4 protein-coding genes are annotated in these 4707 nt (G+C 70.2%); all 4 read right to left on the bottom strand.

What is annotated here, in order from left to right; all coding sequences use genetic code 11:
• Window positions 1-392: 392 nt before the first annotated feature.
• Window positions 393-1472: a c-type cytochrome biogenesis protein CcsB gene (gene ccsB, locus EV279_RS06810; RefSeq protein WP_243728463.1), complete on the bottom strand. Its 1080-nt coding sequence runs from the start codon at window positions 1470-1472 to the stop codon at window positions 393-395.
• A gap of 96 nt (window positions 1473-1568) precedes the next feature.
• Window positions 1569-3287, bottom strand: coding sequence for a cytochrome c biogenesis protein ResB (locus EV279_RS06805; protein ID WP_133542103.1), 1719 nt, complete (start codon window positions 3285-3287; stop codon window positions 1569-1571).
• Window positions 3268-4110, bottom strand: a complete 843-nt coding sequence (locus EV279_RS06800) for a cytochrome c biogenesis protein CcdA (RefSeq protein WP_166644478.1) — start codon at window positions 4108-4110, stop codon at window positions 3268-3270. Before EV279_RS06800 ends, EV279_RS06805 begins: the two co-directional genes overlap by 20 nt.
• Window positions 4107-4697, bottom strand: a complete 591-nt coding sequence (locus EV279_RS06795; protein ID WP_166644527.1) for a TlpA disulfide reductase family protein — start codon at window positions 4695-4697, stop codon at window positions 4107-4109. The genes EV279_RS06800 and EV279_RS06795 overlap by 4 nt, the downstream gene beginning before the upstream one ends.
• Window positions 4698-4707: the final 10 nt, after the last annotated feature.

Below are 4707 nucleotides of genomic sequence, written 5' to 3'. Positions count from 1 at the left end.
GTCCCGCGTCGCCCCCGGTGCCGAAAGGCTGATTCCGAGCGCGAGCGACGTCGTGAAGGCCAGCGCGCGGAAAATCGCGCGCGCAGACCGCCCCCTAGCGTCGTCCCCAGTCATCCCTGTGCCTGTCCCCGTAACGGACATCAGGCCAGTGTTCACACCAAACTCGGTGGCTCCCCCGAACCCCGGCGTTTCCCCAACAGTGCGAACGTTCCGTTTCCCGTCGCCGGGATTCGGACCATCCGAAACGAGAAGCTAGACCCGTGATGTCGTCGCCGTCAAGGCCGATGCGGCTGCGTGCAGCCGAATGTGCCGGCGCGGGGGACGCATACCGCTGTCGGAATGCACGCTCGGGCAACCGCATACCGCCAGTCGCCGTGCGGGTTCTCAGGAGGTCAGCTGAGGCCGCTGTAGACGTGCAGGCCCTTGAAGAACATGTTGACGATCGTGAAGTTGAACATGACGGCCGAGAAGCCGATGATCGACAGCCAGGCCGATCGGCTGCCGCGCCAGCCGCGGGTCGCCCGGGCGTGGATGTAGCCCGCGTACAGCACCCAGATGACGAAGGTCCACACTTCCTTCGTGTCGAAGCCCCAGTACCGACCCCACGCGTCGTTCGCCCAGATCGACCCCGCGATGAGCGTGAAGGTCCAGAAGATGAAGCCGAGGATCGCGAAGCGGTAGGCGAGCGACTCGAGGGCATCCGACCCGGGCAGGGTGCCGAGGAACCGCAGTCGCTGCCTGCCGTCGGGCGAACCGTCGCCCGAGAGCTCCATGCGCTCGCGTCGGGCCTGCAGCAGCTGGAGCACCGAGAGGCCGAAGGCCAGCGCGAACAGGGCCGTCGCCAGGGACGCGACGAAGACGTGGATGACGAGCCAGATCGACTTCAGCGGATCGGCGAGAGGCACGACCTCGACGTAGAACGACAGGGTCGCACCGCCCAGCAGCAGAACCACCATGCCGGTGATGAGCGCGCCGAGGAAGCGCAGGTCGTAGCGAAGAAGAGCGACGAGGTAGACCGCGACGATGAGGAGCGTCCCGGTCAGGGCGAACTCGTACATGTTCGACCACGGGACGCGCGCGGCGGCGATGCCCCGCGTGATCGTGCCACCGAGGTGGAAGAGGAACGCCAGCACGGTCAGCGAGGTTCCGACCCGCGCCCAGAGCAGGCGCTGGCGGTGGCCCGGGCGGGCCTCCAGAGCCCTCTCGGCTGCGTCGCGCTGGGCTTTCAGGCGCGCCGCGGCTGCGTCTTTCGAGACGCCGGATGCCGCATCCTGCACCTCCGCGGCCGCGGCCTGCGACCCCGCCACGACGAGTTCGCGCTCACGGCCGTACGCGGCATCCTTCGCCTCCGCCGCCTGCGCGCCGCGGCGCGCCAGATCGACCGCGTAGGCGATGAACGCGAGCGCGTAGACGGCGATCGCGGTCCACACGAGCAGCACGGACACCGAGTCGAGCGTCATCGTGTCGGGCATGGCTTCCAGTCTACGTGGCGGTGCTCAGCGGCCGGCCCGGAGACGATATGCCGCGGTATGCGGCGACTCGACGTCGCTAGGCGCGGTTCCGCGATCTCAGGGCCTGCGCAGCGCGGCGTCGAGGGCGTCGCCGTGCCGCTGCGCCATCTGGTCGACGGCGGCCGCGAGGGTCGGGTCCTCCCCGCGAGCGAGCCCGGCGTACTCGATGCGGAGGGTGTGGCCGGCGGGGGCCGCCTTGACCCACATGCGGCGCCGCGGCACGAAGAGCGCCGCGAGGAGGCCGAGCAGCGCGAGCACGGCGAAGGCGAGCACCCAGGGCGCTCCGACATCCCGATGGATCGAGAGCGAGACGTAGCGCTTGACCGACTCGTCGTAGCCCTGCGCCCCCGCGGGCGACTCGTTCTGGAGCGTGATCGTGCCGAGTCCGTTCGGGAGGTCCTGCGTGTCGCCCGGGGCGAGCTCGATCGAGTCGACACCCGTGTCGCCGCCGGTCAGCTGCGTCATATCGGTGGGGTCGAGCGTGTAGACCGAGCGCGGCGTGCCGTCGTCGATCCCGAGATCGCCCGCGTAGACGTTGAGCGTGAGGACCGGATTGACCAGGGCAGGATACGCCGACGTGAACGCGCCGGACTCGAGCGGCGCCTGCGTCGGATAGAAGAAGCCGATCATGCCGAGCTGCTCGGGCAGTCCGTCCGGCACTTTGACGACGCCGAGCGACGTCATGTTCGCGTCCTGGGGCAGGAAGGGCACCGACTCGTCGAAGACGACGTCGCCGGCGGCGTTGCGGATCGTGATCGTCGGCGCGTAGCCGTTGCCCATGAGGTAGACGCGGTCTCCCGCGATCTCGAGCGGGTGATTCACCCGCACGACACCTTCCTGCGCGTCGCCGCCGAGCTGCGTCGTGACGTGGGCGGCGAAGTTGCCCGCCTGCCCGGCCCCCGCCTGGCCGATCGGCGTGTAGTCCACGCCGAACTCCTCGAGCGTCACGGAGTAGGGGGTCAGACGCTCCTCGTCGACGAAGCGACCCGGATTGAACGACGAGTAGTCGAGCATCGTGTTGACGAAGGAGCGTCCCTCGATGATCACGGTCTGGCCGGTGTAGGTCAGGCCTCCGCCGATGGCGACGGCGAGCAGCACGCCGACGAGGGCCCCGTGGAAGACGAGGTTGCCGGTCTCGCGGAGGTAGCCGCGCTCGGCCGACACCGAGAACGACCCGCCCAGGTCGTAGCGCTCCACGCGATACCCGGCCCTGGCGAGCTGGTCGTGCGCGAGCTCGATCGCCCGGGCGGCCGCGGCCGCGGCATCCTGATCCGAATCCGGCGAGAGCTCGACGATCGACTCCCGGTGATCGTCGAGCCGGCTGAGGCGGGCCGGTGTGCGCGGCGGGCGTGCGCGGAGCGCCTTCCAGTGGTGCTTCGTGCGCGGGATGACGCAGCCGATCAGCGAAACGAAGAGGAGGATGTAGATCGCCGAGAACCAGGCCGACGTGTAGACGTCGAAGAGCTGCAGGTTGTCGAGGATCGGCGCGAGCGCCGGGTTGTCGCTGAAGTACTGCGTGACGCCGTTGGGGTCGGCGCTGCGCTGCGGCACGATCGACCCGGGCACGGCGGCGATCGCGAGCAGAAGCAGCAGCACGAGGGCCGTGCGCATGCTCGTCAGCTGACGCCAGCCCCACCGGAGCCAGCCCACGGCGTCCAGCTTCGGCTGAGCGACCTCGTCGGGGGCGCCTCCGGCGTAGTCGCCGGGGCGGAGCGGTCCGTCCACCGCGTCGGGGTCGGCGACGTCGTCGGGCGCGTCAGAGCGGGAGCGGGACACTCGTGAACACCCCCTGCAGCTGCGCCATCATCGCCGTCCAGACCCCCGTGACCATGAGCACGCCGAGCACGATGAGCAGGATGCCGCCGATGATGTTGACCGCGCGGATGTGCCGCCGCAGGAAGGCGACGGACCGGGTGGCCCACCCGAAGCCGAGGGTCAGCAGGATGAACGGGATGCCGAGGCCGAGCGAGTACGCCAGCCCGAGCAGGGCCGCCCGGCCGGGGTCGCCGAGATTCCACGACACCGACAGGATCGCGGCGAGGGTCGGGCCGATGCACGGCGTCCAGCCGATGCCGAGGGCGATGCCGAGCAGCGGCGCCCCGATGAGGCCGAGATTGCTCTGGACCTCGGGGTGCACCGTGCGCTGCGCGAAGCCGAAGACGCCGATGAAGACCAGCCCGAGCAGGATCACGACGACGCCGAGCACCCGCGTGATGGCGTCGTTGTAGGCCAGGAAGAACTGCCCGAGCGTCCCGCCCAGGATCGTCACGGCCATGAAGACGACGGTGAACCCGGCGATGAACAGCAGCACGCCGAGGAGGAGACGGGACTTCGAAGGCGTCACGTCGACGGCCGGCGCCGTCGCGACGGTCGGAGAATCCGCGCCTCGTCGGATCGGTCCCGCGGAATCATCCGACGAAGAGGGAATCGTCCGACCCTCGGCGCGCGGCCGCGGCTGGACCGCGCCGCCGATGAACCCGAGATAGCCGGGGACGAGCGGGAGCACGCACGGCGAGAGGAACGACAGCAGGCCCGCCGCGAGCGCGAGGGGGATCGCCACCCAGAGAGCGCCGGCCGCCATGACGGCGTCGATGCTCACGACTCCTCCAGCGTCTCGCGCACGAGGGTCTCGAGGATCGAGGCATCCAGTAGCTGCCCGATGATGCGCGCCGCCACCCGGCCCTGCTTGTCGAGCACGAGCGTGGTCGGCGTGGCGTTGATGGGGGTGCGCTCGGCGAAGGCGAGCTTGATCGCGCCGTCCTCGGCCGCGAGCAGGCTCGGATAGGTGACGCCGTAGTTGTCGGCGAACGCGGCGGCCGCCTCGGCCGAGTCGCTCGTGTTGACGCCGAGGAACGCGACATCCTGCCCCTCGAACGAGGCTGCGGCCTCGTCGAGCAGAGGCGCCTCCGCCCGGCACGGACCGCACGCGGCGTACCAGAAGTTGACGACGAGCACACCGCCGGCGTAGTCGGCGCTGCTGACGGCGTCGCCGGTCTCGGTCGTCCCGCTGAAGTCGACCGGGTCGGCGCGGTCCGCCTCCGCGATCTCGACCACGCGCGAGTCGCCCGCGATGAAGCCCTTGTTGTCGCCGGCGCGGTACTGCTCCGCCAGCGGATCGGCGCTGCACGCGGCCAGTCCGGCGAGAAGCGCACCGGCCGCGACGACGGATGCCGCGGCCCGCAGCATCCGGCTCTGC

This window comes from Microbacterium sp. BK668, from assembly GCF_004362195.1.
Classification (GTDB): domain Bacteria; phylum Actinomycetota; class Actinomycetes; order Actinomycetales; family Microbacteriaceae; genus Microbacterium.
This window is presented reverse-complemented; position numbering and strand designations above follow the sequence as displayed.

Bases quoted from the DNA above. Each gene is read 5' to 3' on its own strand.
- ccsB (WP_243728463.1), bottom strand. From the start codon at position 1,472: ATGCCCGACACGATGACGCTCGACTCGGTGTCCGTGCTGCTCGTGTGG.
- EV279_RS06795 (WP_166644527.1), bottom strand. From the start codon at position 4,697: ATGCTGCGGGCCGCGGCATCCGTCGTCGCGGCCGGTGCGCTTCTCGCC.